Origin of the sequence: Streptomyces sp. NPDC050617, from assembly GCF_040654795.1 — a bacterium.
Classification (GTDB): domain Bacteria; phylum Actinomycetota; class Actinomycetes; order Streptomycetales; family Streptomycetaceae; genus Streptomyces.
This window is the reverse complement of record NZ_JBFAIS010000004.1, coordinates 188,177-213,029: the sequence shown is the minus strand read 5'-3', so window position 1 is coordinate 213,029 and position 24,853 is coordinate 188,177. Positions and strand designations below refer to the sequence as shown.

Below are 24,853 nucleotides of genomic sequence, written 5' to 3'. Positions count from 1 at the left end.
ACGGCCTTTGCCCGTAGGTCGATTCAGTGCGCGTGGCCCAGCGGCTGGCGGCTGTCCTCCCGCAGCAGACCGGCCGCCTGGCGGGCGGCGGCCACACACGTGGCGATCTTCCCGCCGAACAGCGCGACGGTCCGCTCGTCGAGCCGGCGCACCAGCGTCGGCCGGTCGTCGGTGGTCTCCACATGGGGCAGGACGGCCCGCACCGTGAAGTACGAGCCCAGGTGCACCGCTTCGGCGAAGCCGGTCACGAACCGGCGGGCGAAGCGCTGGAAGTCGGGGAAGCGGGTCACCTGCGGGCGGCGGACCAGCCCGGCGTTCACGTACCGCATGAGCGGTCCCGGTATGAGCGGGTACGGGCCGACCGTCGTCGCGTGGATGGCGTGGTCGACGTTGCCCAGCAGGAAGTCACGGGCCCCGGCGACCTGGTCCAGGCACATGAACGGGCCGTCCATGACGACCAGGCTGTGGCCGAGGTACATGGGCGGCAGCGCCACCAGCGGCTTCTCGCAGACCTCGAACTGGTACTCCGGCATGGCGGAAACGGGCCCGGGGTGCAGGGAGTTGATCGAGGAGTAGGTGGCCAGCACCACGTGGTCGAAGTCCCGCAGCGCCCGCCGGTCCGCGCGGGTCCGCAGCCGCACGTCGACGCCCGCCGCGGTCAGTCGCGCCGCGCACAGGCGGCGCAGCTCGTCGATGTCGATATGGGCCTCGGCGATGCGCACCGACAGTTCGACCGACGACCTCCGCAGGAACGGCGGGTACTCCTCGCGGTACGGCAGTCCGACGCCGTCGCAGAAGGCGAGGTAGCGCTCCGCGGACACCAGGCTGTTCTTCCTGGCGATGGCGACATAGTGCGCGGAGCCGCTGTGGAGGGCCGCGCCGTACTCGGCCTCGAAGGCGCCGAACGCCTGGAGCACCGCGGCGACGGTGTCCATCCCCCGCGGATAGTGGTAACCGCGGTGCAGCCGCCGCTGGTTGGCCCGGCTCGCCGACGACAGCAGCGCGGGGGACTGCTCGAAGAGCACCACGGAATATCCGGCGCGGGCCAGCTCCACCGCGGTGGTCGAACCGAATATCCCGCCGCCGACCACTGCGACGCGCTCTGCCTGCACCATGCTCCTCCGAATCGTTCGTGAAGCGGGCTGTGCGGCGGCAAGGGTATTTCTGCCCGGTGGCTTTTCCCCGGAAACGGTCCCCGCCGTCTTTCCGGGGGCGTCGGCGCGAGAGGGCCGGGGCAGTACAACGGCGGCCGACTCCGCAGGAGTAGACTACAAACCGCTAGGTGGCGCAAGGCTCCCGCAGGGCATCGGAATCAATTCCGGAGAGCGCCGGCGGAAGTATCGAGGAAGGTGTCCGCATGGACCGGCCGGTGCAGATCGTCGAGTACGACCCGTGCTGGCCGGTGGTTTTCGGACGGCTGGCCGCCGTTATTCGTGAGGGGCTGGGTCCGCTGCTCCTGCGTATCGAGCATGTGGGCAGCACGGCGGTTCCCGGTCTGCCGGCCAAACCCATTGTGGACATGGACGCGGTCATCCCGGCCGGCGCCGACCCGGCCGATGCCATCGCGGCCTTGCGGTCCCTGGGATACACGCACGAGGGGGACTTGGGCATTCCCGGCCGGGAGGCTTTCGCCGCCCCCGAGGGGACGCCGGAGCACCATCTGTACGTATGCGCGGCCGACAGTCCTGAGCTTGCCCGGCACGTGGCCTTCCGGGACTTCCTGCGCGCGCATCCGGGCAGCGCTCGGCGCTATGGCGAGCTCAAACGGGAACTGGCGTCCCGGCACCGCGGCGACCGGTCCGCGTACACCGACGGGAAGTCCGCGTTCGTCTCAAGTACGCTGGTACAGGCGTACGACGAGGCCCGCCGGACGTCCGGCGGGAGCTGACGGCCACCGCACCGGACCCGGCCGCTCCGATGGCCGAAAGTCGCTTGTGCTGATCCACTCGCGGTGCCTTAATTGAGTGCGGCAACGCCAATGTATGACTCAATGACTGATACATACGTTCGATCGACGAACGTCGGTGTCGATTGAGGAACGCCAGTAAGGAACACCAGGGACAAACCTCCACCGAGGGGAGTTGCAGGTGGCGCTGGTCGGCGTCAGTTGTCTCGCGCACGACGCGGGATTGGCCGTCCTCAGGGACGGTCACATCGTCTTCGCCTCGCACAGTGAAAGATACAGCCGAAAGAAGAACGACCCCCTTCTCAACGGCGCCCTGATCGACGATGCGCTGCGGTACGCCGACGACATCGAGGGCATTGTCTACTACGAACACCCTTTACTGAAACGGCTGCGCCAGCTCTCGGCACGGAACTGGTCCGGGGCGCTGACAGTAAGCCCCAAACGCTATTTGCAGCAATTCTCCGCACTGCGCGGAAAGCCCGTGCACTTCGTCTCCCACCACATGTCGCACGCCGCGGGCGCGTATTTCACCTCCCCGTTCGCCGACGCCGCCGTCGTCGTGGTCGACGCCATCGGCGAATGGGACACGCTGACCGTCTGGCACGCCCGCGGCCGCAGGCTGCGGAAAGTGCATTCCGTCCGCTACCCGCACAGCCTCGGACTCTTCTACTCGGCCCTCACCCAGCGCGCCGGACTCAAGCCCAATGAAGAGGAGTACATCCTCATGGGCATGGCCGGCTACGGAACGCCCCGGCACCGCGAGCTCCTCGAAACCGAGCTGCTCGACGCCCGTAAACCGCCGGAATTCGCATTGCGACGCAGCCTGCACCGGGGACTCGGACCGCGCTGGCACCCGGAACTCACCCGCGCCCCCGACCTCGCGAGCAGCGCCCAGGCCGTACTGGAGTCCTTCCTCACCGGCCTGTTCCGCTGGGTCGCGCGGACCGTGCCGTCCCGCAACCTCGTCTACACCGGCGGCGTCGCCCTGAACTGCCTCTTCAACGGGCGGCTCGCGGGCATGGGGCTGTTCGACGACATCTGGATCCCGCCCAACCCCGGGGACGCCGGCTCGGCCGTCGGGGCGCTCGCCGCCCACACCCGCGACCACCTCCCATGGGAAGGGCCCTACCTCGGGCACGACATCCGGCGCGAGACCGACCCGGACCGCATCGTCGACGCCCTGCTCGGCGGCACGGTCGCCGGACTGGCCAACGGGCGCGCGGAGTACGGCCCAAGAGCCCTCGGCAACCGCAGCCTGCTCGCGGACCCGAGGGACCCGGCCGCCAAGGACCGGGTCAACGCGGTCAAGAAGCGGCAGCGCTACCGGCCGTTCGCCCCCGTCGTCCTCGCCGAATACGCCGACAAACTCTTCGAGATGCCCGTGGCCGAGGCCCCGTACATGCAGTACGTGGTCGCGTGCCGGGAGCCCGGCACCTACCCGGCGGTGTGCCACGTGGACGGGACCAGCCGCGTCCAGACCCTGCGCCGCGACCAGAACCCCCTGCTCCACGAAGTGATCTCACGGTTCCACCGGCGCACCGGCTGCCCGATGCTGCTCAACACGAGCCTCAACATCCGGGGCCAGCCCCTGGTCAACACCTGGCAGGACGCCCAGGACTTCGCCAGGAAGTACCAGGTACCAGTTTTCTGACGGCGCGGACCGACGCGCACGGACCGCCGCACGCGGGCCGGAGCGCGCGGTCCGCAGTGCGCGGGAGGGCGGTGGGACGGTGTACGTCTACGCCAATGGCTGCTCCATGACCTACGGATCGGAACTCGCCGACCATCCGGTCACGCGGGTGTGCCAGGACCACGAGTACCGCTGGCGCTACAGCTGGCCGGGGCGGCTGCACGCCTCGCTCGAAGCAGACGGCAGCTACAACGACGCGATGCCCAGCGGCTCCAACGACCGCGTCCTGCGGACGACCATCGACTTCGTCGCACGCTGGCTGCGGGACGGCCTGCCGCCCCGGGCGCTGCTCGTCGTCGTGGGATGGACGCACCCCGCCCGCCGCGAATTCCACGTCGCGGGCGACTACCGGCAGATCGTCCCCCACCACGCGTACGACATCAGGCCGCTGGACCGGCTCGTGGCCGCCTACCGCAAGACGGCGGACAGCCCCGACGAGGCCGAGCAGCGCTACGCCGCCCAAGTCGCCTCGCTCCACGCCTTCCTGGAGCAGTACGGCATCGCGCACGCCTTCTTCAACGGCATCACCGCGCCCCGGCCGCCCCGGCACCTGCACGGCACGTGCGTACAGGACACCCTCATGGGCGCGCCCTTCGTCCCCCACGACCCGGCCGAACCGACCATGGCCGACTTCCTGCGCCGGCGGCCGGACGCCCTCCACGTCCAGCACCCCAACGAGACCGGCCACCGGCTCTGGGCGGCATCGCTGGCCGCCCACATCGACTCCGCCGCGTTCGCCGGCACCGCCTTCGAGAGCGTCGACGACGACCGGCTCGCCGCCGCCGGGCTGCCCGTGCTGGGCGGCGCCCGGGCCCTCAGACGTCACGACCGGAAGGGCGCAGAGCGCATCGGCAGATTCGTACGGTCGCGACGCACCCGCTCCCGCGCCCGCCGCACCGACCGCACCGATCCCTACATCTACCCCTGAGCGACCGGGCAGGACATCTGCCCCCGAGCGACCGGGCAGCCCCGCGACCGGAGGAGCGATCTTTGACGCCACCCGACACGCCTCCCAGCGGCCGGGTCCCCTTCAACGACCTGCGGCGGACGGCCCCCATGGACACGCTCCGCGCCGCCGTCGACGAGGCCGTCACCGAAGGGGACTTCATCCACGGCCGCGCCGTCGGCGACTTCGAACGGCGCTTCGCCGCCCGTAACGCCGCCGCCCACTGCGTCGCCACGTCCTCGGGCACCAGCGCCCTCCAGTGCGCCCTGGCCGCCGTCGGCTGCGGCCCCGGCGACGAGGCCGTGACCGTCTCCGCCACCTTCGTCGCCACCGCCGCCGCGATCGCGCACACCGGCGCCGCCCCGGTGTTCGCGGACATCGACCCCGCCACCCGCACCGCCCGGCCGGACCAGGTGCGGGCCGCGATCACGGCCCGGACGCGCGCCATCGTCCCCGTCCACCTCTACGGCCACCCGGCCGATCCCCGCGAACTGGCCGCGATCGGCGCCGAGCACGGCATCCCGGTCGTCGCCGACGCCTCCCACGCGCACGGGGCCACCTGGGAGGGCCGGCCGGCCGCGGCGTACGCGGACGTGAGCTGCTTCAGCTTCTACCCGTCCAAGAACCTCGGCGCCTTCGGCGACGCGGGGGCCCTCGTCACCGACCACGCCGACATCGCCCGGCGCGCGCGGGCGCTGCGCGACCACGGCCGGGAGGACGGCGAGACCGTCGCCATCGGCCACAACTGGCGGATGGACACCCTCCAGGCCGCCGTGCTCGGGGCCAAGCTGCCGTACCTGGACCAGTGGACCGAGGCGCGGCGGCGGGCCGCCGCCCGCTACCGGCAGCTCCTCGAAGACACCGGACTCGCGCTCCCCGCCGTAGCCGCGGAGGCCGGCCACGCCTACCACCTGTACGTCGTCCGCCACCCCCGACGCGACGCGCTGCTCGCGGAGTTGGCGCGGCGCGGCATCGACGCGCGCGTCCACTACCCGCACCCGGTGCACCGGCTGCGGCCCTTCCACGGCTTCCGGACCGCGCCGAAGGGGCTGCCGGAGACCGAGACGCTGGCCCGCCAGTGCCTGTCCCTGCCCCTGTTCCCCGGCATCACCGACGAGGAGACCGACACGGTGGCACGGGCCGTACGAGCGGCCCTGCGCACCGTGGGCGAACGCGCCGCCGGCCCGGCGGACGGCGCCGCGCCGGACCGTAGCCACCACCACCGACCGCCCGAGACAGCAAGGAACTGACGGCCATGCCCGCTCTGCGCGTCCTCGTGATCTGGCCACCCCAGGTCCTCAGCTATTTCAACGCCGGCCATCACAACCTGATCTACAGCGTGGCCGACTACCTGCGCCGACAGCCCGAAGTCGACCGGGTGGACACCCTCGACGCCTCCGTCGAGTCCCCGACCTGGAAGGAGGTCGGCGACCGCCTGCACCAGGGCGGCTACGACGTGGTGGCCGTCACCAACGACCTGGACGGCGTGGACGGGCTGAGCCGCCTCCTCACCTACACCCGGCAACTGGCCCCGCAGGCACGGACGGTGACGTTCGGGCGGCTCAGCGGCATGCTCCCGGAGATGTTCACCCGCTTCGACCTGGACGCCATCGTCGGCTCCGGCGACTACGAGCCGGGCGTGGCCGCGTTCGTCCGCGCCGTGGGCGAAGGACCGCGCACCGCCGGCGCCCTGCCCGGAGTCTGGCTGCGCACCGACGGCGAATGGCGCGCGCCCACCGCGCCCGGCGGCGTGCTCCTGGCCCAGGACTGGGTGATGCCCGACATCACCGAGATCCCGTACCACGCCTACGACTGGCTGTACCGGGACGACCAGAACAAATTCTGCGGCATCCCCGGCCGCCGGGAACTGGTCGTACCGGCGGCCCGCGGCTGCCCCGTCGGTTGCGACTACTGCGAGGTCCCCGCCGTCTTCGGCAAACCCGAGCGGCGCGCCTCGGTGGAGCAGGTGGTGCGGTACATCGAGGAGTCCTTCGCCGCGCTCCCCTTCGAGTACGTCGCCTTCTACGCGCCGACGTTCACCCTCAACCGGGCCTGGACGACGCGGCTGTGCGAGGAACTGATCGAGCGCGGCGCCCGCTACCCGTGGAAGTGCGCGACCACCGTGCACCACCTCGACGAGGAACTGGTCGCCCTCATGGGCCGTAGCGGCTGCGTACGCATCAGCGTGGGCGTGGAGACCCTCGCGGAGTCCGGGCACGCCGCCCTGCCCCGGCTCAAACGCAAGAGCGAGGCCGCCGTCGAGGCGCTCGCCGCCTGGTGCGCGAAGGCCGGCATCGAGCTGAACTGCTTCGTCATCGTCGGCCTGCCGGGCACCACCGTCGCCGACGCGGAGGCGGCCATCGCCCGCGTGCGGGGCGTCGGCGGGCGCGTACGGCCCACCATGTACAGCGCGCACGAACAACTGCACCCGGGGATGTCCGTGGACGCACTCTCGCTGCACAACCGGCAGATCCTGCCCGACGACGCGTTCCCCGAACCGGCCGAACGGCAGCGGGCCTATGACATCGTCTTCGGCCGCGAACAGCGCCCGACGCGCGTCGGCGAGCAGGTGGAGGAGCGGCGCGCCGCCGCCGCGACGGGCCCGCGGTCATGACGGCGCGGACACCGCAGCGCTCGCTGCGCGACTGGTTCCCGACCGCGCCCGCCGCATGGGCCCTCGGCCCGCGCAGCCGCAACCACGTCGCCGGCCAGCTCAACCTCAAGAGCTGCGAGCTGCTGCACCCCGCGGTGGCGCGCTGGCACGCCGACCAGCTCGGCCGGCTCGCCCCCGCCGCCGTCGTCGAGTACCCCCTGACCGGCCCGGCCCGCGACGCCGTCGCCGCCCACTTCGGCCAGGACCCCGCGCGCGTCCTGCTCACCCCCGGCTCCGACCACGCCATCAGCCTGGTCTGCGAGGCGCTGGCCGCCCCCGCCGGACGCCTGGTCGTCGCCCGGCCGCACTTCGACAGCTGGTCCCGGTGCGCCGCCCGCCTCGGCTTCCGCCTCGACGGCGTCGACATGCCGCACCGGGCGCCGATGGACACCGCCGCGCTGACGGAACGGCTGCTGTCCGGGCCGCCCGCGGTACTGGTCCTCACCCAGCCCGACAGCATCACCGGCCAGCTCTGCACCCGCGAACAGCTCCTCCGCGCGGTGTTGGCGGCCCACCGGCACGGCAGCGTCGTGGTCGTCGACACCTGCTACCTGGCCTACGCCGACGACGGGGAAGCCACCGTCCAGGGGCTGGAGGAGTGGGACAACGTCCTGCGGATCAACAGCTTCTCCAAGAGCCACGGCCTCGCCGGCGCCCGCGTCGGCGCGGTCCTGGCACAGCCCTCGGTCGTCGACTACCTGTCCCGCTGGGCGCCCGACTCCATGCTCTCCCACGTCAGCCTGGCACTGCTGGAACGCGCCCTGGCCGAGCCCGAGGTCTTCCGTACGGCCCGCGCCGAGGTGCGGGCCGCGCGGGCGGAACTGACCCGCGACGTCGAACGGCTGCTGCCGCTCTGGTCGGCCCGGCCCACCCAGGCGAACTTCGCGGCCTTCGACGCGGAGCCCGACGACGCCGCGCGCGTGCACAAGGCGCTGCTCGCCGACGGCATCCGGACCCGGCTGCTCACCGGCGAGCCCGGATTCTCCGGCGGGCTGCGCGTCGCCACCCCCAGCCTCGCCGCCGTCCGCCGGGTCACCGGCGTCCTGGCGGCCCTTGCGGCCACGACGAGGAGCTGAGATGACCCTGCTCGACCTCACGGCCATCGGCTCCGCGCCGCTGACCGCGGACCCCTACCCGTACGCCGTGCTGCACGACACCTTCGCCGGCGGCCATCAGGACGCCCTGGTCGAGGAGTTCCCCGCCGAGGGCTTCCACTACGACGTACGGGACGCGGCCGAGCCGGGCCGCAAGCGCTACCGCACGTACAACTACCAGCTCGTCACGTTCGGGACGCCGGACCGGGAGAACATCGGGAAGCTCTCCCCGCGCTGGCGGCTGCTCCTCGGCGACCTGACGAGCACCGCCTACCGCACCGCCGTCAGCACCGCCACGGGCATCGACCTGGCCGGGACCGTACTGGACATCCGGCTGGTCCGCTACGCCGAGCGCTGCTGGATCGAGCCCCACGTCGACCGCCCCGACAAGGTCGTGACCCACCTCTTCTACCTCAACGAGGAGTGGCATCCGCGGTGGTCCGGCGCGCTGCGGGTGCTGCGCTCCGCCGACATCGACGACTGGAGCCGAGAGGTGTTCCCGCACGCCGGGACCTCCGTGCTGATGGTCCGCACGGACCGCGCCTGGCACGCGGTGCCGCCGGTCACCGGCACCGGCGCGCACGACAGGAAGACGCTCCTGGTGCACTTCGCCCGGCCCGCCGGCGCGGCGGCGGGCACAGGGCAGTACTGACATGCCCAACATCGTGATCGTGGGCATCTGCGGCGCGGGCAAGTCGACGCTGGCCCGAGCGCTCGCGCACCGCCTCGGCCTGCGCCACATCGAAGTCGACGCGCTGCGGCACGGCCCGCGCTGGGCCGTACGGCCGTCCTTCGCGCACGACGTCGCGGCGCTCACCGCGACGGACGGCTGGGTCGCCGACTCCACCGCCTACCCGGAGGTGCTGCCGGGGCTGTGGGCGCGGGCCGACACCGCCGTCTGGCTGGAGCTCGGCCGGGGCGTGGTGCTGGGCCGGGTGCTGCGCCGCACCGCGCGGCGGCTGCTGACGCGGGAGACGCTGTGGGCGGGCAACCGCGAGACCTGGCCCGGCGTGCTCAGCCGCCGCCACCCGGCGGCGAAGGTGCTGTTCGACTTCCGCGCCCGCCGGGAAGCGGAACGGCGGATGCTCGCCGGATTCGACGGCGCCGTGGTGCGGCTGCGCACACCGGCCGACGTCGCGGCGTACGCGGCCGGGGCGCACAAGGGCGGGGCGCACGAGGGCGGGGCGGCGCACGGCGGCCGGGACGACGGCAGGGGGAGCGATGTTCTTGGTGGCCGCTGACGCGTCGGCCGGCGAACGGGGGCTGCCGGGCCTGCGGGTGGTGACGGACGACCGGGTGACGGTCCTCGGCCGGGACGGGCACGACCTCCTCCTCTTCGACGGAGTGCTCTACCCGGACAGCGGCATGACCCCCGAGCGGCTCCTGCGGATGCTGCGGAACACCGCGGGCGCGGCGACGGCCGCCGACTGGGCGCCGGTGAAGGGCCGGTACACCGGCGCGTACCTGCGGGCGGGCGCGGGCGGGACGCGGCTGCTGGCCTTCAACGACCACCTGGGCGTCGCCGACCTGTACTCCTGGGCCGACGGCCCGGACCGCGCGGTGCGCGGCTTCGCCGTCGGCAACGACTTCCCCGCGCTGCTCGCCCGCGTCCCCGCCCGCGCCAGACGCCTCGACGAACGGGCGGCGGACGCCTTCCGCGTCCTCGGCGCCACGGTGAACGGCCGGACCTTCGCCGAAGGGGTGCGGCGGCAGCCGCCCGGCGCGCTGCTGTCCTTCGACCGCGGCACGGTCCGCAGGGCGCGCAGCTGGCGGTACCGCTTCGAACCGGCCGCACGGGACATGGACGAGGCCCTGGACACCTGCTGGCGGCTCATCGAGCGGGCCGGTCGGCGGATCGCGGCGTGCGCGCCGCCGGGCGGGCCCGCGCTGCTGGGCGTCAGCGGCGGCCACGACTCGCGGGTGACCGGCGCCGCCTGCGTCGCCGCCGGTATGGAGCTGACCGGCTACTTCTTCGGCGAACGGCACAGCGCCGCGGGCCGGGCGGCGGACCGCGTCGCCCAAGCCCTCGGCGTGCCCCTCGACTTCGCCGGCCACCACCGCGAACTGCCCCGCTACTTCGCCGAATCGCTGCGCCGCCGGCCGATGTCCGACCTGGAGTGGTGCAAATACCTGCCCGGACGGGACGCCCTCGTCGCGAAGTCCCGCGTGCTGCTCTCCGGCAGGCTCGGCGACCACCTCTTCAGCGACAAGGGGCACCAGAGGGAGGACGGCCCGCACGGCGACCGCGCCATCGCCGCCGAACTCTTCCGCGAACTCGCCAAGGAGGAGGCGGGCGAGGCCGCCGCCGAGCGGATCACCGCGGACATCGCCGAGGAACTGGCGGGCCTCGGCGGCTCCGGCGTCCAGCGCCGACGCGGCTTCAACTTCCAGAGCATGAGCATGTCCGTGAAGCAGGGCGGCCTGTTCCACGCCTTCGGGAAGATCCCGCACTACTCGGTGTTCGAGGACATCGACGTCTTCGAGTCCGCGCTCGACCTGCCCAACGCCTGGCGCGTCGGCAACCGCTTCTACGACACCCTCCTGGAACGCGAGCGGCCGCGGCTCGCCCGCAGCAGCATCGACGCCCCGACGACCAACGAGCACAAGCCCATCGAGCGCTGGCTGCGCGGCAACGCGGAGTTCGCCGAACAGGCGGGGCGGCTCCTCGACCCCGCCGAGGACATGGCGGTGCCCGGCCGTGAACGGACCTTCGGCCAGGCGCTCGACGCGATGCTCGCGGGCCGGGCGACGCGCAACGACATCCACCAGTACTTCCGGCGGGCCACCGTCAAGGCGTATGAGCGCACGTACGGATAGCCGCCGCCGGGCGCGTACGCGGAGGCCGGACCGTCGCGGGCACCGGCACCGGCACCGGCACCGGCACCGCGCCGCCCCCCCGCCGGACCTGCCCGCGCCCGCACCGCCCCGTCCCCGCCGCCCCGCACCACCTCGTTCCCGCCGCCCCGCACCGCCCCGTTCCCGCCGCCCCGCACCGCCCCGTTCCCGCCGCCCCGCCCATCGGAGGCATGACCGTGCCCAGCAGCCCACCGCCCCGCACCGCGACGGGTTCCCGCGTCGTCCCCGGCGCGCCCAACGCCCGCGACCTCGCGGGCCTGCGCGCCGATTCCGGCCTGCGGGTCCGGCCCGGCCTGATGTACCGCGGGGCCGGGGCCGCCGTCGGCCCGCTGGCCGGCCGCGCCGGGCTGCGCGCCGTCCTGGACCTGCGGGACGGCCGCGAGAGAGCGGGCGGCGAGCCGCCCCCGGACGTGACCGTGCTGTCCCGGCCGCTGGTCGCGGACCGGTCGGCGATCAAGGGCGGCGGCCCGCCCCAGCCCTCCCACTACCTCGCCTACTACCGGCAACTGGCCCGGCCCGCCGCGCCCATCGCCGCCGAACTGGTCGGCCTGCTCGCCGGACCGGCGGCCCGCCTGCCGCTCCTGGTCTGCTGCTCCGCCGGCAAGGACCGCACCTCCGTGGTGTGCGCGCTCGCCCTGCGCGCGGTGGGCGTACGCACCGCCGACCTGGCCCGCGACCACGCCCTGACCGGCCGGCTGTTCCGCCGGGACCCGGACGCGGCGCGGCTGCTGCCGTGGGCGCGCGGCCTGGCCCCGTACGAACTGGCCGCCCGCACCGCCACCCCCGGCCACGTCCTGCGGGAGCTGCTCTCCGGCCTGGAGCGCGAACACGGCTCGGTCCGGCGGTTCCTCACGGACCACGGGCTGCGGCCGGAGACCGTGCGCCGGGCCCGCCACGTCCTCCTCGGCGACCCCCGCACCGCGGTCGACGGCCGTGGCCTTTTCCACCGCCCCCGATCCGACAGCGACAGGAGCTGACGTGACCCCACCCCGCGCCGGGCGCGGCTATCTCACCCATGCCTTCAACCACGACGGCGCCGACTATCTGCGCATGGCCTACTGCCTCGCCCTGTCGCTCCGCCTGACGCAGTCCGCCGTCACTGGGCTGACCGTCATCGTGCCGGACTCCCAGCCCGTGCCGGACCGCTACCGGCGGGCCTTCGACCACGTCATCGCCATCCCGGACGTCCGCCCGGACTTCGTCGACAGGTCCTGGCGGGTGGACAACTACGTGCGGATGTACGACCTGAACCCGTACGAGGAAGCCGTCACGGTCGACGCCGACACCCTCTTCTTCGACGACGTGTCCCCCTGGTGGGAGGTGATGGCGGCGGCGGACCTCGTCGGCGGGACCGCGGTCACCTACCGGGGGGAGACCATCGCCCACAACCCCCTGCGCAAGGAGCTGTACCGGATCGGCCTGCCCGATCTGCACAACGGATTCTGCTACTTCCGGCGCGGACCGGTCGCCGAGCGGCTGTTCGCCACCATGTCCGGCTATCTCCAGGACTGGGCCGGCGTCTGCGACCGGCACTTCGGCGACCCCCGGGTGCCCTTCTCCTCCGACTCCGCCTTCCTGCTGGCCATCCGGGACAACGGCCTCGAACACCTCGCCGCCGGCCCCCGCCCCGGCACCCCGCACTTCGTGCACATGAAGGCGTGCGTCCAGGGCTGGCCCGGAGTCCCGGAATCGGCGCGCGAGTGGCGCCCGTACGTCCGCCACGACTTCGACGACCGGCTGCGGCTGCGGATCGACGGGGTCCGCATCGGCGCGCCGTTCCACTACCACGTACGGGACTTCATCACCGACGACCTGCTGCTGGCGTACGAGAACGCGGTGGAGGCCCGGCATGGCGCCCTCCGGAACTGACGCGCGGGAACGGTTCCCGCGCCCGCCCATCGGCACACACCCCCAAGGAGGTCGGTCCGTGACGCCCCGAGCCAGGTCCTTCGACGAGTTCGCCGAGGAGTACGAGCGCCTGCACAACCTGACCGGGGACCCGGTCGGCGCGTGGCTGGCCGAGCGCCTTCCCGTGCGCGGGGGCCGCGCCTTGGACCTGGGGTGCGGGACGGGGCGCCACGCGGTGCTCCTCGCGGAGCGCTTCGCGGAGGTCGACGCGGTGGACGTGTCGCCCGCCATGGTGCGGATAGCCGCCGCCACCCGGCCGCGCGAGAACATACGCTACCGCGTCGGCGGCCACACCGAGCTGTCCGCCGACGGGGGAGACGGAGGATACGACTTGGTCCTGAGCGTCTCGACGCTCCACCACCTCGACGGCCTCCCGGAGGCGCTCGCCCGCGTCAAGCGCCTCGTCGCCCCCGGCGGCCTGGCGGTGCTCCACGACGGCGTCTGCGAGGGCCGCCCGCCCTCGCGCCGCCGGCTGTACGCACGCGAGGTGCGCCGCCTGTGCGCGGCGGCGGCGCGCGGCCCGCGCTCGGCGGCCCGGTCCTGGGAGGTCTTCCGGCTGCGGACCGGCGCGTGGCTGGAGCACCGCGTCGGTGACCGCTTCCTCTCCCGCGCGGAGTTCGAGCACATCCATGGGGCGGTCTTCGACGCCGCCCGGTTCGAGGAGGCCCCCAATGGTTACGCGATGCTCTGGCGCCGTCCCCTCGCCACGGCCGGACCGGCCGGCTCCGCCGAGCGGACGGCGGTGAACCGATGACGCTGCTGAAGAAGTTCCCCGCCGACTTCCTGGTCTCGGAGAGCCTGGTGCTGCCCACCACCGCACCCGGCCCCGGCCCCGAAGGCACCCCCTACCACTACGTACGGCTGCGCAAGCGCGGCTATACCACCTTCGAGGCGATCGACGCGCTCTCCGCCTTCTGCGGCCGGGACGCACGCGAGATCGGCTACGCGGGCCTCAAGGACGAGGACGCGATCACCGACCAACTGGTGTCCCTGTCCGGCGTGCTGGCCCCCGAGCGCATCGAGCAGTTCAACACCGCGCACGGCGCGGGCGAACATCAGCAGGGCCACCCGCCCTTCCTGATGCTGCGTCACCACGGCTACGGGCCGCTGGCGCTCGGGGTGGGGGAGCTGGACGGCAACAGCTTCCACATCGTGGTGCGCCATCTCGACCAGGCGCAGGCCGAGCGGCTCGAAGCCATCCGCGGCCGACGCAGCCTGTACTTCGTCAACTACTACGACACCCAGCGCTTCGGCGTGCCCACCGGCCCCAAGCGCACCCACCTCACCGGGCAGGCGCTGCTCGACGGCGACCACGGCCGGGCGCTGAAACTGGTCGCCGAGTCCGGCTCGCCCGAAGCGGACGCCGCGGCGCGGCACACCGGGCCCGCCGCGGACTTCTTCGCCGGGCTGGACCAGCGCCGGGTCGCCTTCTTCCTCTCCGCCCACGCCTCCCACGTCTGGAACCGCCAGGTGGGCGATCTGGTACGGGCCCGCTGCGGCGAGGCCGCGGTCGAGGAGGAGCGCGACGGCATCCCGTACCTCTTCCCCACCACCGCGGACGGGGTCCTGGCCGTGCTGCGGGACGGCCTCGGCCTGCGCTACGACAGCTGGCGCTGGCGGGACGGCCGGATGACGTCGTCCGCCTCGGCCCGGCCCGCCGCCGTCCAGACGCAGATCCGCGTCGGGCAGGTCACCGAGGACGAGAGCGCGCCGGGGGCGTGGAAGTGCGTCCTCAAGTTCTTCCTCGGCTCCGGCTGCTACGGCACCACCGCCGTCAGCCAGTTCTTCCACCAGCTCCAGGCGGCCGCGCGATGAGCGCCGCGCCCCCGTCCGTCCTGCGGGTGCGGGGCGGACGCACGCTGAGCGGCGACGTCCGGGTGCCGGGCTTCAAGCACGCCTTCGTCACCGTCCTGGCCGGCGCGCTCACCGGCCGCTCCACCGTGACCATCGACAACTGCCCCGCCATCGAGGAGACCAGGGTGCTGCTCGCCCTGGCCCGCGACCTCGGGGCCGGGGTGCGCCACGACGGAAGCACGGTGCGGATCGACCCCGCGGGCCTGACCGGACGGACGCTGGACGCCCGGCTGGTCGACCGCATCCACGGCGCCGTCTACCTGCTCCCCGCCCTCCTGGCCCGCTCCGGCCGGGTGCACCTGCCGGCCGCCGGGGGCTGCCGGATCGGCGACGAGGGCTCCGGCGCCCGGCCGGTGCGCCAGTACGCCGAAGTGCTCCAGCGGTTCGGCGCCGAGGTCACCGTCGGCGCCGACGGCTCCCTGACCGTACGCGCCGACCGGCTGACCGCCTGCGAACTGGACCTGCGCGACTGGACGAGCGACCGGGAACTGCGCAGCGGCCCGCTGTACTCGGGCGCCACCAAGATGGCGATCCTCACCGCCGCCTCGGCGCACGGCACCACCCGGCTGCGGCACCCCTACCCGAAACCCGACGTCACCGAGCTGGTCCGGCTGCTCGACGCCACCGGCCGCGCCACGCGCCACACGCCCGAGGGCGATGTGCTGATCGAGGGCCGCCCGGACGGCGGGCACGGCCGGCCCGTGCGGCACGTCCTGGTCAGCGACCTGATCACGGTGGTCACCTGGGCCACGGCAGCCGCCCTGACCAAGAGCACCGTCCGGCTGACCGGCCTCACCCCGGACCGCCTCGCGGCGGGCCTGGCACCGGAGATCGCCCTCGCCCGCGCCATGGGCCTCGACTGGCGGCCCACCGCCGACACCCTGGAGCTGACCGGCGAGCCGCCGACCGCGCCGGTCGACGTCACGGTCGCCTCGCACGGCATCTACAGCGACAGCCAGCCCTTCTTCATGCTCCTGGCCACCATGGCGCCGGGCGTCTCGCACCTGCGGGAGACCGTGTGGCGCCGCCGCTTCACCCACGTCCCCGAACTCCGACGGCTCGGCGCGGACATCGAGGTGAGCGACGCCCGCGCCCGCGTGACCGGCGGCTGCCCGCCCAGCCGCCCGGACCAGTCCGTCACCGGCGGCGACCTCCGCGCGGCCGCCGCCCTGCTGCTGGCCGCCCTCGCGATCCCCGGCGAGGTCCGCGTCGGCGGGGCCGCCCATCTCGTCCGCGGCTACGAGGACCTGGTCACCGACCTCGTACGGCTGGGGGCGGACGTACGGGCCGAGCCGTGACCCCGGCCGCCCGCCGGAGCGGAGGCGGGCCGTCCGCTCGTGCCGGGCGGGTTGGTACCGTCATGGCGCGCAGCGCACGGGCCGTCAGGGGCCCGCCGACCGGGGTGAGGAGAGACATGACGGGGGCCGATGCCCACTCGCGGGCGAAAGCCGTCCTCGCCCGGGCGGCCGCCGCCTGCGACCCGGAGATCCGCGGCTGGATCGACGCCCTCGGGCCGCTGCCCGGCAAGGTGACCGCGTATCAGCTGGGCTGGTCCGAGGAGCAGGCGTCGCGCGGGCTCCACGGCGGCAAGTCCATACGGGCCGCCCTCGCCCTGCTGGCCGCGCGTGCGGTGGGCGGCGCGGCGGCGGACGCCGTCCCGGCCGCCGCGACGGTGGAGATGGTGCACAATCTGTCGCTGCTCTACGACGACGTGCTGGACGGCGACGCCGTGCGCCGCCATCGCGCGGCGGCCTGGCAGGTGTTCGGCCCGGCGTCCGCGACGCGGGCGGCCGACGCCCTGCTGATGCTGTCGTTCGAGACCCTCGCCGCCCCGGACGGCGACGCCCGCATCGCGCAGGAAGCGTCCTCGGCGCTGCTCGACACGCTGATCCGACTGGCCGTCGGCGAGGGCCTGGACGTGCTGTTCGAGCGGCGCGCCCACGTCGAGGTCGACGAGTGCCTGGAGATGATCTCGGGGAAGACCGCCTCCCTGTTCGCCTGCGCGTGCCGGCTCGGAGCCCTGTACGGCCGGGCGGATGCGGCGGACACCGAGCGGTTCGCCGCGTTCGGGCACGACCTCGGGATGGCCTTCCAGCTGGTCGACGACCTGCTGGGGATCTGGGGCGACAGCGGTGTGACGGGCAAACCAGTCTTCGCGGACCTGCGCGCCCGCAAGATGTCGACGCCGGTCGTGGCGGCCCTCGCCTCCGGCACCGCGGCCGCGCGGGAACTGGCCCGCCGCTACGCCCGCCCTCCCGGCCCGGACCCGGACCGCGAGGGCGCGCTGCTGGCGGAGCTGGTGGAGGAGGCCGGCGGCCGGAGCTGGGCGCGTCGGCTCGCCGCCGAACACGCCGAGGCCGCCGACGGATGGCTGCGGGAGCTGGGGGAGCGGCCGACGGCCGACACCGAGGCCCTGGCGGACCTGCGCGCCGTGTCCGGCCTCATCGTGACCCGCTCGCACTGACCGGCCGCCGGTCGGCCCAGGGCGCCGGCACGTCGAGGATGTGGGCGCGGCCCTGACGGTACAGCTGGGCGTCGACCTCCTTGAGCCGCCGCAGTTGCGGAGGCTCGTACGGCGCGTGCACCTCGGCCGGCTCCGCCGGGTCGCCGGCCGCCTCCAGCAGGGCGTTGACCGCGAGCCGGCCGCCCTGGTCGGCGCCTTCCATGGTGGCCAGGTTGACCGGGCAGCGCACATAGTCCCCGGCCATGAACAGGTTCGCGGCGGCGGTGGCGGCGTGCGGCCGCCGGTGCCAGGACCCCTTGGTGTTGATCAGCAGCGGCTCGTCGTTGCGCGCCGGACCGGGCCCGTCCAGGCCGGTGACGGCCGGATCCAGCTGCCAGGAGTGCAGCAGCGACCGGTCCAGCACGGTCGTGCGCCCGTCGTCGAGGGAATCGCCGAGCTGCGCCCAGACCTCCTCGGCCACCTCGGCGCGGGTGCACTCGCGGGCCGGCTTGCCGTAGAGGATTCCCGGCGTGTCCCAGTCCGAGATGTCCACCGACAGACAGTCCGCCACGGTCCCGTCGCCGTAGGTCGCGCGGAAGTCGGCGTCCCAGAACTGGGCCTGGCTCACCGACGTCAGCGCCCAGGGGGCGTCCAGGTAGAGGACGTGGCCGCGGACCACCGGGGTGGGCTCGGTGAGGTAGAACTGCAAGCCGACCATCCAGTCCGTGTCCAGCGACGCCACGTCGGCGAGCATCGGGTCGGCCTCGGCGAGGCCGCCCTCCAGCAGCGCCCCCACCCGGTGCACGGGCAGCGCGCAGACGTACCAGTCGGCCTCCAGGTCGCGCCGGCCCCGCGGACCGCGCAGCACCGCCTTCCGCACGCGCCCGCCGCGGACGTCGAGGTTCTCGGCCCGCCAGCCCAGTTCGAGGCGGACGCCGAGGGAGGCCAGGTACGCGGTCCACGGATCGATCCACGCCGTGCTGGTCGGCGCGTTCAGCACCCGGTCCGCCGCCGCCAACTCGCCCTGCCCCAGGAAGCCGTACGACATCGCCTCCAGGAACCCGCCCACCGTGTGAGCGCTCCCCACCTCGGCGCGGGCCGCGACGACGGTACGGGTCGCCCCGACCACGCACTTCTTGCGGTACTCCTCCGAAGCCCCGTCGGCGCCCGTGAACTCCCACCAGGACGTGTTCTCCCACTGCCCCAGGCGGCGTTCGGGGCTGCTGGTCATGTAGACCATCATGCGATTGGCGAAGTACAGCAGCTCCTCGCTCAGCCCGGCGCCCCCGCCGGGCTCGATGCCCATGCCGCGCAGGATCTGCTGCGGGGTGCGCGGCCCCGACGCCGACGACACATCGGTGACCACCTCGTTCACCCGCCCGGAGCGCGCCGACAGCAGCCGCGGCGCCTCCCGCAGATTGCCGAGAACCCCCTCGCTCCGCCCCGCGAACGGTATGCGGCGCAAGGTGTCCGGCAGACTGCGGTAGAACCCCGGGAAGAACCGGAACCCGTGCTCCGCCGGCAGGTCGAGCCGCCCCCGCGTCCCGGTGCCGGGCACCGACGTGCTGCGCGCCTTCCCGCCCCACCCCGCGGGCTCGACGACCGTGACCTCGTACCCCCGCTCGGCCAGCTCCATGGCCGCGGTCAGCCCCGCGACGCCCCCGCCGAGCACCGCGACCGTACCGCCGGCGCGCCTGCCTGTGCCCACGAACTCTTCTCCCGCCGAACGGCTGCCGGACCAGGCCCTCGGCAAGGGCCCGAGGACGCGTGGCCACCCTTCGGATGATCATCTCAAACGCCCGTGACCGGCCTGGGACGGGAGGTGACGACGCGTCACAGACGCGACGTGAGCGGTGGCGCGGGTGCGGTCGGCGCGCACCGGGGCGGCGCTGCGGCGCGTACGGGCACAGCGGCCGCGTACCGCTACAGGCTGACGCCGCCGGAGACGTCGACCTTGGTGCCGGTGATCCAGCGGGCGTCGTCGGAGGCCAGGAACGCGACCGCGTCGGCGATGTCCGCGGCCCGGCCGACCCGGCCGAGCGCGGTCCGGCTCACGGTGCTCTCCCAGTGCGCCGGATCGGCCAGCGCGTCGGCCGTCATGTCGGTGTGGGTGAAGCCGACCCCGACCGCGTTCACGGTGATACCGCGGGGGCCGAGGTACTTGGCCAAGGTGCGGCTGAACACATCGAGCGCGCCCTTGGTCAGCGGATAGCCGATGCTGCCTCCCGATGAGGCCACCCGCGTCGAAACGGACGAGATATTGATGATCCGGCCGCCTTCGCGCATGCGCGGCAGCAGCGCCTGAGTGAGAAAGAACGGCGCTTTGACGTTGACAGCGATCATCCGGTCGAATTCCTCGGGGGTGAGAACCTCGATCGGCCGCCCCATGAAATTCAGCCCAGCATTGTGCACGAGAATGTCGAGCGCCCATTCCTCCGCCGATTCCCGCCGTGCCCCCGGCGCTGTGCCCAGCCCCGCGTCGAGCCCCGCCACGAGCTTCTCCACGTCCCCGTCGACGCCCAGTTCGGCCCCCACGGCGAACGCCCGGCCGCCGCCCGCCACGATGCCCGCCACGGTCTCCTCGGCCGCCGCCTCGTTGGATCCGTAGTGCACCGCCACCAAGGCGCCGTCCCGCCCGAGGCGTTCGGCGATACCCCGCCCGATTCCCCGGCTGCCGCCGGTGACGAGAGCGGTTTTCCCGCTGAGAATTCCCATACGTTCACCGTAGTCAGGCGATGGGAGATCAGAAAGAACCGATAAGACAACCCTGCGTTGCTCCGGACGACAAACCGCCGGTGATTCCGGCCGTCACCCTCGCGCTCGTCGGGCAGGTGCTCGCCTGCTGCTCATCACCTCCGCGCTGCCGAGGCCGGCGCCCGACGTCGCCGCGGCGCTGCTGCTGTCACAGCCCGTCATGGCCTTCGGCCTCGGCGCCCTGATCGGCGAACCTCCCACGGCGACCCCGGCGGCCGGCTGCGCCCTGGTGATCGCGACGGTCTGGTGCAACAGCCGCCGCCCCGCCGAGGCGTCCCCCGGCCGCCGAGCCGGCGGGACCGCGGGCGCCTGACGCCGCCCGAAGCCGCTGGTGATCATGAGTGTCCCGCCATGGATAGAATTCGCACGAATTATCTACCGCACAGAGGAGACGTGTGTCCGCGGAACCCCAGACCCAGGCGAGAGTCGAGCTCTCGTACGAGGCGACGATCGAGGACTTCCGCGAGGGCCTGGCAGCCCGCGGGCGCGCCTCGGCCGCCGCTCGCCGGACCCGGCTGCTGCTGATCGCCTGTGCCGTGCTGATGCTCGCCGGCGCGATACGGACCTGGGTGGCCGAGAAGAGCGTGGACCTGCCCCTGGTGGTGACGCCCGCGGTGGTGCTGTTCGCGCTGCTGGGCGGGCCCCGGTTGCAGGCCCGCCGGTTCCACCAGCTCGCCGCCGCGAACGGCGCATGCCGCACGGTGGTCGACGAGACCGGCGTCGCCGTCGCCAATGAGCGGCAGACCAGCGCGCAGAACTGGCAGGCCATGCCCCGCTACACCGAGACGCCGCGGCTGTTCGTCCTCTTCAGCGCCGACAAGCACGCCTCCTGCCTGTCGATCCTGCCCAAGCGCGGAGCACGGGACGAGGCCGACGTCGACCGGCTGCGCGCCCTGTTCGACCGGCACATGACCCGCGTCTGAGGCGCGTCCGCAGCCGGTACGCCCTCACTGCGGCAGCAACTCGCCCCCGCGTTCGGCGACTTCGCGGCGCAGGGCGTCCCGCACGGCTCGTACGGCGGGATGGGTGACCGCCTCCCGGCGTACGGCCAGGGTGATCGGCAGCCGGATGTCCACCTCGTGGGGCAGCAGCCGCAGCAGCCCCGAACGGCGGGTGAGGAAGGCCGGCAGCACGCCGATGCCGGCCCCCAGGCGGGCGGCTTCGAGCTGGGCGAAGACGTTCGTGGAGGAGAACGCGGGCGTGACGCCCGGCAGATGGCGCTCGATGTCGAGATCGCCGACCTGGAGCATCGACTCGATGTAGAAGATCAGCGTGTGGTCCCGCAGCTCGGCGGCCGAGCCGGGGGAGCCGCACCGGTCCAGGTACTCGGCGCTCGCGTACAGCCCCAGCGCGTAGTCGGTGAGGTGCTCGGTGACCAGGCGGTTGCCCGCGGGCCTGCCGATGGCCAGGGCGAGGTCGAAGCCGGACGGGTGCAGGGTCAACTGCCGGGTCGCCGTGATGAGTTCGACCTGGAGGTCGGGGTGGCGCCGGCGGACCCGCGCCAGGGCGGGGGTGGCGATCACGGTGCCGAAGGCGTCCGGGGCGCTGACGCGCACGGTGCCGTGCAGCGACGGCGAGTCCTGGCCGGACACCGCCTCGGCGACGCGGGCGAGCGCGTCCTCGATCGCGCGGGCGTTCTCCGCGACGGCTTTCCCGGCGTCGGTGAGCGCCCATCCCTCGGCGCCCCGCTCCATCAGCCGCAGCCCGAGGCTCTTCTCCAGCGCGGCGATCCGGCGGGAGACCGTGGTGTGGTCCACGCCGAGCGCGTCGGCCGCGGCCACCAGCCGCCCGGTGCGGGTGACCGCCAGCAGATAGCGCAGGTCGTCCGCGCGGATCCGGCGGGGATCGACCGTGCCGCGCCCGCCCCGCCGCGGCGGCGCCGGGCTCGTGTCGGCCGTACGGGTGCGGGGACGGGTAGGGGGCACCCGGCCAGCGTATCTGCGGAACCGCACATCCCGTCTGCGTTTTTGGTGCTTGTACGCACATCGCCCGGGGAGTCAGAGTCGAACGGCCAAGAGCGCCCCGCCCCTCCTACCGAGAGGTTCACCATGACCGCGAACCTGTCCCTGCCCCGGATCCTGCGCATCGGCCGCGGCGCCGCCGACGAACTGGGCGAGGTCGTCAAGGGGCTGGGGCTCAGCCGCCCGCTCATCGTGACCGACGCGTTCCTGGCCGGCACGGGCGTCGCCGCACAGCTGACGGAGACGCTGATGAGGGCGGGGCTGCACCCGCTGGTGTTCTCCGGCACCGTGCCCGACCCGACGACCGACTCCCTGGCGCCGGGCGTACAGGCGCTGCGCGAGCACCGGGCGGACTCCGTGATCGGGTTCGGCGGCGGCAGCCCGATGGACACCGCCAAGGCCCTCGCCCTGCTCGGCGTGCGCGGCGGCCACATGCGCGAATACAAGGCCCCGCGCGTCAACCTCGGCCCGGCGCTGCCCGTCATCGCGGTCCCCACCACCGCCGGCAGCGGCTCCGAGGCCACGCAGTTCACCATCGTCACGGACAGCGCCTCGGACGAGAAGATGCTCTGCGCCGGCCCGGCGTTCCTGCCGCTCGCCGCCGTGGTCGACGTCGAACTCACCATGTCGATGCCGCCCCGGCTCACCGCCGACACCGGCATCGACGCCCTCACCCACGCCGTCGAGGCGTACGTCAGCCGCAAGGCCAACCCGTTCGCCGACAGCCTCGCCCTCACCGCGATCGGCACCATCGGCCGCCATCTGCGCCGCGCCTACGCCGACGGCGGCGACGCCGAGGCCCGCGAGGCGATGATGCTCGCCGCCACCCAGGCCGGCATCGCCTTCTCCAACTCCAGCGTGGCGCTCGTCCACGGCATGAGCCGCCCGATCGGCGCGCACTTCCACGTCGCCCACGGCCTGTCGAATGCCATGCTCTTCCCCGCCGTGACCGCCTTCTCCGTGGACGCCGCGCCCGGCCGGTACGCCGACTGCGCCCGCGCGCTCGGGGCCGCGACCGACGGGGACGGCGACGCGACGGCCGCGGACCGGCTCGTACAGGCGCTGCGCGACCTCTGCGCGGACCTTGAGGTGCCCACCCCCGCGGCCCACGGCATCGACAAGGACGAGTGGTTCCGTCTGACGCCGCTCATGGCCGAGCAGGCGCTCGCGTCCGGCTCCCCGGCCAACAACCCGAAGGAGCCCACAGCCGAGGAGATCCAGCGTCTCTACGCGGAGATCTACGCCTGAGCCGCCCCGAACGGGACGGCTCACACGTAAGACTCACACGTAAGGCTCACACGTAAGGGCGGAAGGAGTCAGCGCGGCAGCCACTCCGGCCGCGAGCTGCCCAGCCGAGGCGTCGTCCCCGACCAGCGGGGCGGCGTCTCGGACATCCGGATGACGGGGCCGAGGCTCTTCAGGTCGCCGTACGCGGTGGCGTCGTCGGCCACCGCGTACCGCTCGAACTCCGCGGGCTCCAGCTTGCCCGGCGCGTTCTCGAAACCGCTGGTCAGACCCTGCTGCTGGAGGAACATCGCGGACCGGCAGAGGGAGACGCCCACGTGGTACGTACCGCCTTCGCGGGCCCGGCGGGCGAGGGCGAGCATGGCGCCGTAGCTCCCCAGGAAACCGGTGAGGAAGTCGCAGAGGAACACCGGCGTGAGCTGCGGCCGGCCGGCGCCCGTCGCGGCCCCCTGGACGTCGCAGACCCCGGTCACGGCCTGCGCCACCTGATCCCAGCCGGCCCGGTCCCCGAACGGGCCGCCCGAACCGAAGCAGTTGACGCTGACGTGCACCATGCCCGGCCGCAGGGCCGCGAGGTCGGCCGGGCCGAAGCCGTGCGCCTCCAGCCGGTGCGGACGGTACCCCTCGATGAACACGTCCGACTCCGCGGCGAGTCCGCGCAGCCGCGCCGCCTCGTCGGGGCGGGTGAAGTCCAGGTAGGCGCTGCGCTTGCCATGGCTGGTGTCGCGGACGAACGGCTCCACCTGGGGGAGGTGCGGCGCGGTGACCATCAGCACGTCGGCCCCGTGCTCGGCCATGCTCAGGGCGGCGGTGGGACCGGCGAGGATGCGGGTGAGGTCGAGTACCCGGACGCCGGCGAGCGGCGCGTCGCCGGCGGGCAGCGGCTCGGGGTCGCTGTCGCCGATCTTGGTGATCTCCACGACCGGGCGCGCGGCGAGATAGGCGCCCTGCGGGTGGTCCAGCCACTCCCGCGCGGTGCGGACGGTGCCGCCGCACGCGCCGGCCGCGGCGATCGCCTCGTCCAGATCGTCCGCCTTCCACTTGCGGACCGCGGCCTCCACCGACTCGGGGGCGGCCTCGCAGCCCAGCACGTCCAGCACGCGCCGTTCGAGGTGCGGAAGGTTGAAGTGCGGCACGAACCAGCGGTCGTCGGCGGTCCGCCAGGGCTGGGTGAGCGACGCCATGTGCTCGACGTCGGGCGAGACCGGGATCGGCTCGTACGCGCCCGAAGCGTCGCGCACGAGCGTCATGTCCTCGCCGCCGAGGGCCGTCGCGGCGGCGGCCCGCACGTCGACCTCGATCCGCTGCCGCCGTCCGGTCCGCATCTCCCACAGGTCGGCCGCGGCCACGGCACGGGCCGCGAGGGCGTCGGCGAGGGTGCGGCCGATGCGGAACGGCGACACGAACAGCGGATCGGAACCGGTCGTCGTCACCTCGCCGGGCGCCGGCCGTTCGCCTCCCCGGATCGCCATGAGTTCGTCGAAGGCGCGCGGCCCTTCCTGTTGTGTGGTCATGAGGGTCTCCTTTGTACGGTCCCCGCCTC

Annotated in this window: 23 protein-coding genes; 18 read left to right on the top strand and 5 right to left on the bottom strand. The window is 73.5% G+C overall.

What is annotated here, in order from left to right:
* Positions 1–23: 23 nt before the first annotated feature.
* Positions 24–1,238, bottom strand: coding sequence for an FAD-dependent oxidoreductase (locus tag AB0I49_RS07820; RefSeq protein WP_363226069.1), 1,215 nt, complete (start codon positions 1,236–1,238; stop codon positions 24–26).
* Between the two features lie 44 nt (positions 1,239–1,282).
* On the opposite strand from AB0I49_RS07820, the gene AB0I49_RS07815 reads away from it, so the two are divergent.
* The 15 genes from AB0I49_RS07815 to AB0I49_RS07745 all read left to right on the top strand — a co-directional run bounded on the left by AB0I49_RS07815 (position 1,283) and on the right by AB0I49_RS07745 (position 17,371).
* The gene (locus tag AB0I49_RS07815) at positions 1,283–1,888 is read left to right on the top strand and encodes a GrpB family protein (RefSeq protein WP_363225931.1); all 606 of its coding nucleotides are present in this window, start codon (positions 1,283–1,285) and stop codon (positions 1,886–1,888) included.
* A gap of 199 nt (positions 1,889–2,087) precedes the next feature.
* Positions 2,088–3,557: a carbamoyltransferase C-terminal domain-containing protein gene (locus AB0I49_RS07810; RefSeq protein WP_363225930.1), complete on the top strand. Its 1,470-nt coding sequence runs from the start codon at positions 2,088–2,090 to the stop codon at positions 3,555–3,557.
* A gap of 106 nt (positions 3,558–3,663) precedes the next feature.
* Complete coding sequence (locus tag AB0I49_RS07805) at positions 3,664–4,524, top strand: DUF6071 family protein (RefSeq protein ID WP_363225929.1); 861 nt, start codon at positions 3,664–3,666, stop codon at positions 4,522–4,524.
* A gap of 62 nt (positions 4,525–4,586) precedes the next feature.
* The gene (locus AB0I49_RS07800; protein WP_363225928.1) at positions 4,587–5,792 is read left to right on the top strand and encodes a DegT/DnrJ/EryC1/StrS family aminotransferase; all 1,206 of its coding nucleotides are present in this window, start codon (positions 4,587–4,589) and stop codon (positions 5,790–5,792) included.
* A 5-nt stretch (positions 5,793–5,797) separates the two neighbouring features.
* Positions 5,798–7,156, top strand: coding sequence for a radical SAM protein (locus tag AB0I49_RS07795; RefSeq protein ID WP_363225927.1), 1,359 nt, complete (start codon positions 5,798–5,800; stop codon positions 7,154–7,156).
* Positions 7,153–8,271: an aminotransferase class I/II-fold pyridoxal phosphate-dependent enzyme gene (locus tag AB0I49_RS07790; RefSeq protein WP_363225926.1), complete on the top strand. Its 1,119-nt coding sequence runs from the start codon at positions 7,153–7,155 to the stop codon at positions 8,269–8,271. The genes AB0I49_RS07795 and AB0I49_RS07790 overlap by 4 nt, the downstream gene beginning before the upstream one ends.
* A gap of 1 nt (position 8,272) precedes the next feature.
* Positions 8,273–8,941: a 2OG-Fe(II) oxygenase gene (locus AB0I49_RS07785; protein ID WP_363225925.1), complete on the top strand. Its 669-nt coding sequence runs from the start codon at positions 8,273–8,275 to the stop codon at positions 8,939–8,941.
* A gap of 1 nt (position 8,942) precedes the next feature.
* Positions 8,943–9,530 carry an adenylate kinase gene (locus tag AB0I49_RS07780; protein WP_363225924.1) on the top strand — a complete coding sequence of 196 codons (588 nt, stop codon included), beginning with the start codon at positions 8,943–8,945 and terminating at the stop codon, positions 9,528–9,530.
* Positions 9,517–11,106, top strand: a complete 1,590-nt coding sequence (locus tag AB0I49_RS07775; protein ID WP_363225923.1) for a hypothetical protein — start codon at positions 9,517–9,519, stop codon at positions 11,104–11,106. The genes AB0I49_RS07780 and AB0I49_RS07775 overlap by 14 nt, the downstream gene beginning before the upstream one ends.
* A gap of 209 nt (positions 11,107–11,315) precedes the next feature.
* Positions 11,316–12,122 (top strand): tyrosine-protein phosphatase, encoded by an 807-nt coding sequence (locus AB0I49_RS07770; RefSeq protein ID WP_363225922.1) that lies wholly within the window; start codon positions 11,316–11,318, stop codon positions 12,120–12,122.
* 1 nt (position 12,123) lies between these two features.
* Positions 12,124–13,014: a hypothetical protein gene (locus AB0I49_RS07765; RefSeq protein ID WP_363225920.1), complete on the top strand. Its 891-nt coding sequence runs from the start codon at positions 12,124–12,126 to the stop codon at positions 13,012–13,014.
* Positions 13,015–13,072: 58 nt separating this feature from the next.
* The gene (locus AB0I49_RS07760) at positions 13,073–13,807 is read left to right on the top strand and encodes a methyltransferase domain-containing protein (RefSeq protein ID WP_363225919.1); all 735 of its coding nucleotides are present in this window, start codon (positions 13,073–13,075) and stop codon (positions 13,805–13,807) included.
* The gene (gene truD, locus AB0I49_RS07755; protein ID WP_363225918.1) at positions 13,804–14,868 is read left to right on the top strand and encodes a tRNA pseudouridine(13) synthase TruD; all 1,065 of its coding nucleotides are present in this window, start codon (positions 13,804–13,806) and stop codon (positions 14,866–14,868) included. Before AB0I49_RS07760 ends, truD begins: the two co-directional genes overlap by 4 nt.
* Positions 14,865–16,205 (top strand): hypothetical protein, encoded by a 1,341-nt coding sequence (locus AB0I49_RS07750; RefSeq protein ID WP_363225917.1) that lies wholly within the window; start codon positions 14,865–14,867, stop codon positions 16,203–16,205. Before truD ends, AB0I49_RS07750 begins: the two co-directional genes overlap by 4 nt.
* A 116-nt stretch (positions 16,206–16,321) precedes the next feature.
* Entirely contained in the window at positions 16,322–17,371 is a 1,050-nt protein-coding gene (locus AB0I49_RS07745; RefSeq protein ID WP_363225916.1) for a polyprenyl synthetase family protein, read from the top strand.
* Here the strand turns inward: AB0I49_RS07745 and AB0I49_RS07740 are convergent.
* Together AB0I49_RS07740 and AB0I49_RS07735 are read right to left on the bottom strand one after the other, a co-directional pair.
* Complete coding sequence (locus AB0I49_RS07740; RefSeq protein ID WP_363225915.1) at positions 17,349–19,058, bottom strand: FAD-dependent oxidoreductase; 1,710 nt, start codon at positions 19,056–19,058, stop codon at positions 17,349–17,351. The two genes, AB0I49_RS07745 and AB0I49_RS07740, sit on opposite strands and share 23 nt — an antisense overlap.
* A gap of 215 nt (positions 19,059–19,273) precedes the next feature.
* On the bottom strand, positions 19,274–20,065 hold the full coding sequence (locus AB0I49_RS07735; RefSeq protein ID WP_363225913.1) for an SDR family oxidoreductase: 792 nt from the start codon (positions 20,063–20,065) through the stop codon (positions 19,274–19,276).
* Positions 20,066–20,264: 199 nt separating this feature from the next.
* On the opposite strand from AB0I49_RS07735, the gene AB0I49_RS07730 reads away from it, so the two are divergent.
* Complete coding sequence (locus AB0I49_RS07730; protein ID WP_363225912.1) at positions 20,265–20,417, top strand: hypothetical protein; 153 nt, start codon at positions 20,265–20,267, stop codon at positions 20,415–20,417.
* 82 nt (positions 20,418–20,499) lie between these two features.
* Positions 20,500–21,027, top strand: a complete 528-nt coding sequence (locus AB0I49_RS07725; RefSeq protein ID WP_363225911.1) for a YcxB family protein — start codon at positions 20,500–20,502, stop codon at positions 21,025–21,027.
* A 24-nt stretch (positions 21,028–21,051) separates the two neighbouring features.
* On the opposite strand, the gene AB0I49_RS07720 is transcribed toward AB0I49_RS07725, so the two are convergent.
* Positions 21,052–22,029 (bottom strand): LysR family transcriptional regulator, encoded by a 978-nt coding sequence (locus tag AB0I49_RS07720; RefSeq protein WP_363225910.1) that lies wholly within the window; start codon positions 22,027–22,029, stop codon positions 21,052–21,054.
* A 123-nt stretch (positions 22,030–22,152) separates the two neighbouring features.
* Between AB0I49_RS07720 and AB0I49_RS07715 the strand changes: the two genes are divergently transcribed.
* Positions 22,153–23,313, top strand: coding sequence for an iron-containing alcohol dehydrogenase (locus AB0I49_RS07715; protein WP_363225909.1), 1,161 nt, complete (start codon positions 22,153–22,155; stop codon positions 23,311–23,313).
* Positions 23,314–23,381: 68 nt separating this feature from the next.
* Here AB0I49_RS07715 and AB0I49_RS07710 read toward each other — a convergent pair whose 3' ends face one another.
* Positions 23,382–24,824, bottom strand: a complete 1,443-nt coding sequence (locus AB0I49_RS07710; RefSeq protein ID WP_363225908.1) for a CoA transferase — start codon at positions 24,822–24,824, stop codon at positions 23,382–23,384.
* Positions 24,825–24,853: the final 29 nt, after the last annotated feature.

Bases quoted from the DNA above. Each gene is read 5' to 3' on its own strand.
- AB0I49_RS07710 (WP_363225908.1), bottom strand. From the start codon at position 24,824: ATGACCACACAACAGGAAGGGCCGCGCGCCTTCGACGAACTCATGGCG.
- AB0I49_RS07745 (WP_363225916.1), top strand. From the start codon at position 16,322: ATGACGGGGGCCGATGCCCACTCGCGGGCGAAAGCCGTCCTCGCCCGG.
- AB0I49_RS07735 (WP_363225913.1), bottom strand. From the start codon at position 20,065: ATGGGAATTCTCAGCGGGAAAACCGCTCTCGTCACCGGCGGCAGCCGG.
- AB0I49_RS07795 (WP_363225927.1), top strand. From the start codon at position 5,798: ATGCCCGCTCTGCGCGTCCTCGTGATCTGGCCACCCCAGGTCCTCAGC.
- AB0I49_RS07805 (WP_363225929.1), top strand. From the start codon at position 3,664: ATGACCTACGGATCGGAACTCGCCGACCATCCGGTCACGCGGGTGTGC.
- AB0I49_RS07780 (WP_363225924.1), top strand. From the start codon at position 8,943: ATGCCCAACATCGTGATCGTGGGCATCTGCGGCGCGGGCAAGTCGACG.
- AB0I49_RS07730 (WP_363225912.1), top strand. From the start codon at position 20,265: ATGGCCTTCGGCCTCGGCGCCCTGATCGGCGAACCTCCCACGGCGACC.
- AB0I49_RS07715 (WP_363225909.1), top strand. From the start codon at position 22,153: ATGACCGCGAACCTGTCCCTGCCCCGGATCCTGCGCATCGGCCGCGGC.
- AB0I49_RS07785 (WP_363225925.1), top strand. From the start codon at position 8,273: ATGACCCTGCTCGACCTCACGGCCATCGGCTCCGCGCCGCTGACCGCG.
- truD (WP_363225918.1), top strand. From the start codon at position 13,804: ATGACGCTGCTGAAGAAGTTCCCCGCCGACTTCCTGGTCTCGGAGAGC.
- AB0I49_RS07750 (WP_363225917.1), top strand. From the start codon at position 14,865: ATGAGCGCCGCGCCCCCGTCCGTCCTGCGGGTGCGGGGCGGACGCACG.
- AB0I49_RS07770 (WP_363225922.1), top strand. From the start codon at position 11,316: ATGACCGTGCCCAGCAGCCCACCGCCCCGCACCGCGACGGGTTCCCGC.
- AB0I49_RS07790 (WP_363225926.1), top strand. From the start codon at position 7,153: ATGACGGCGCGGACACCGCAGCGCTCGCTGCGCGACTGGTTCCCGACC.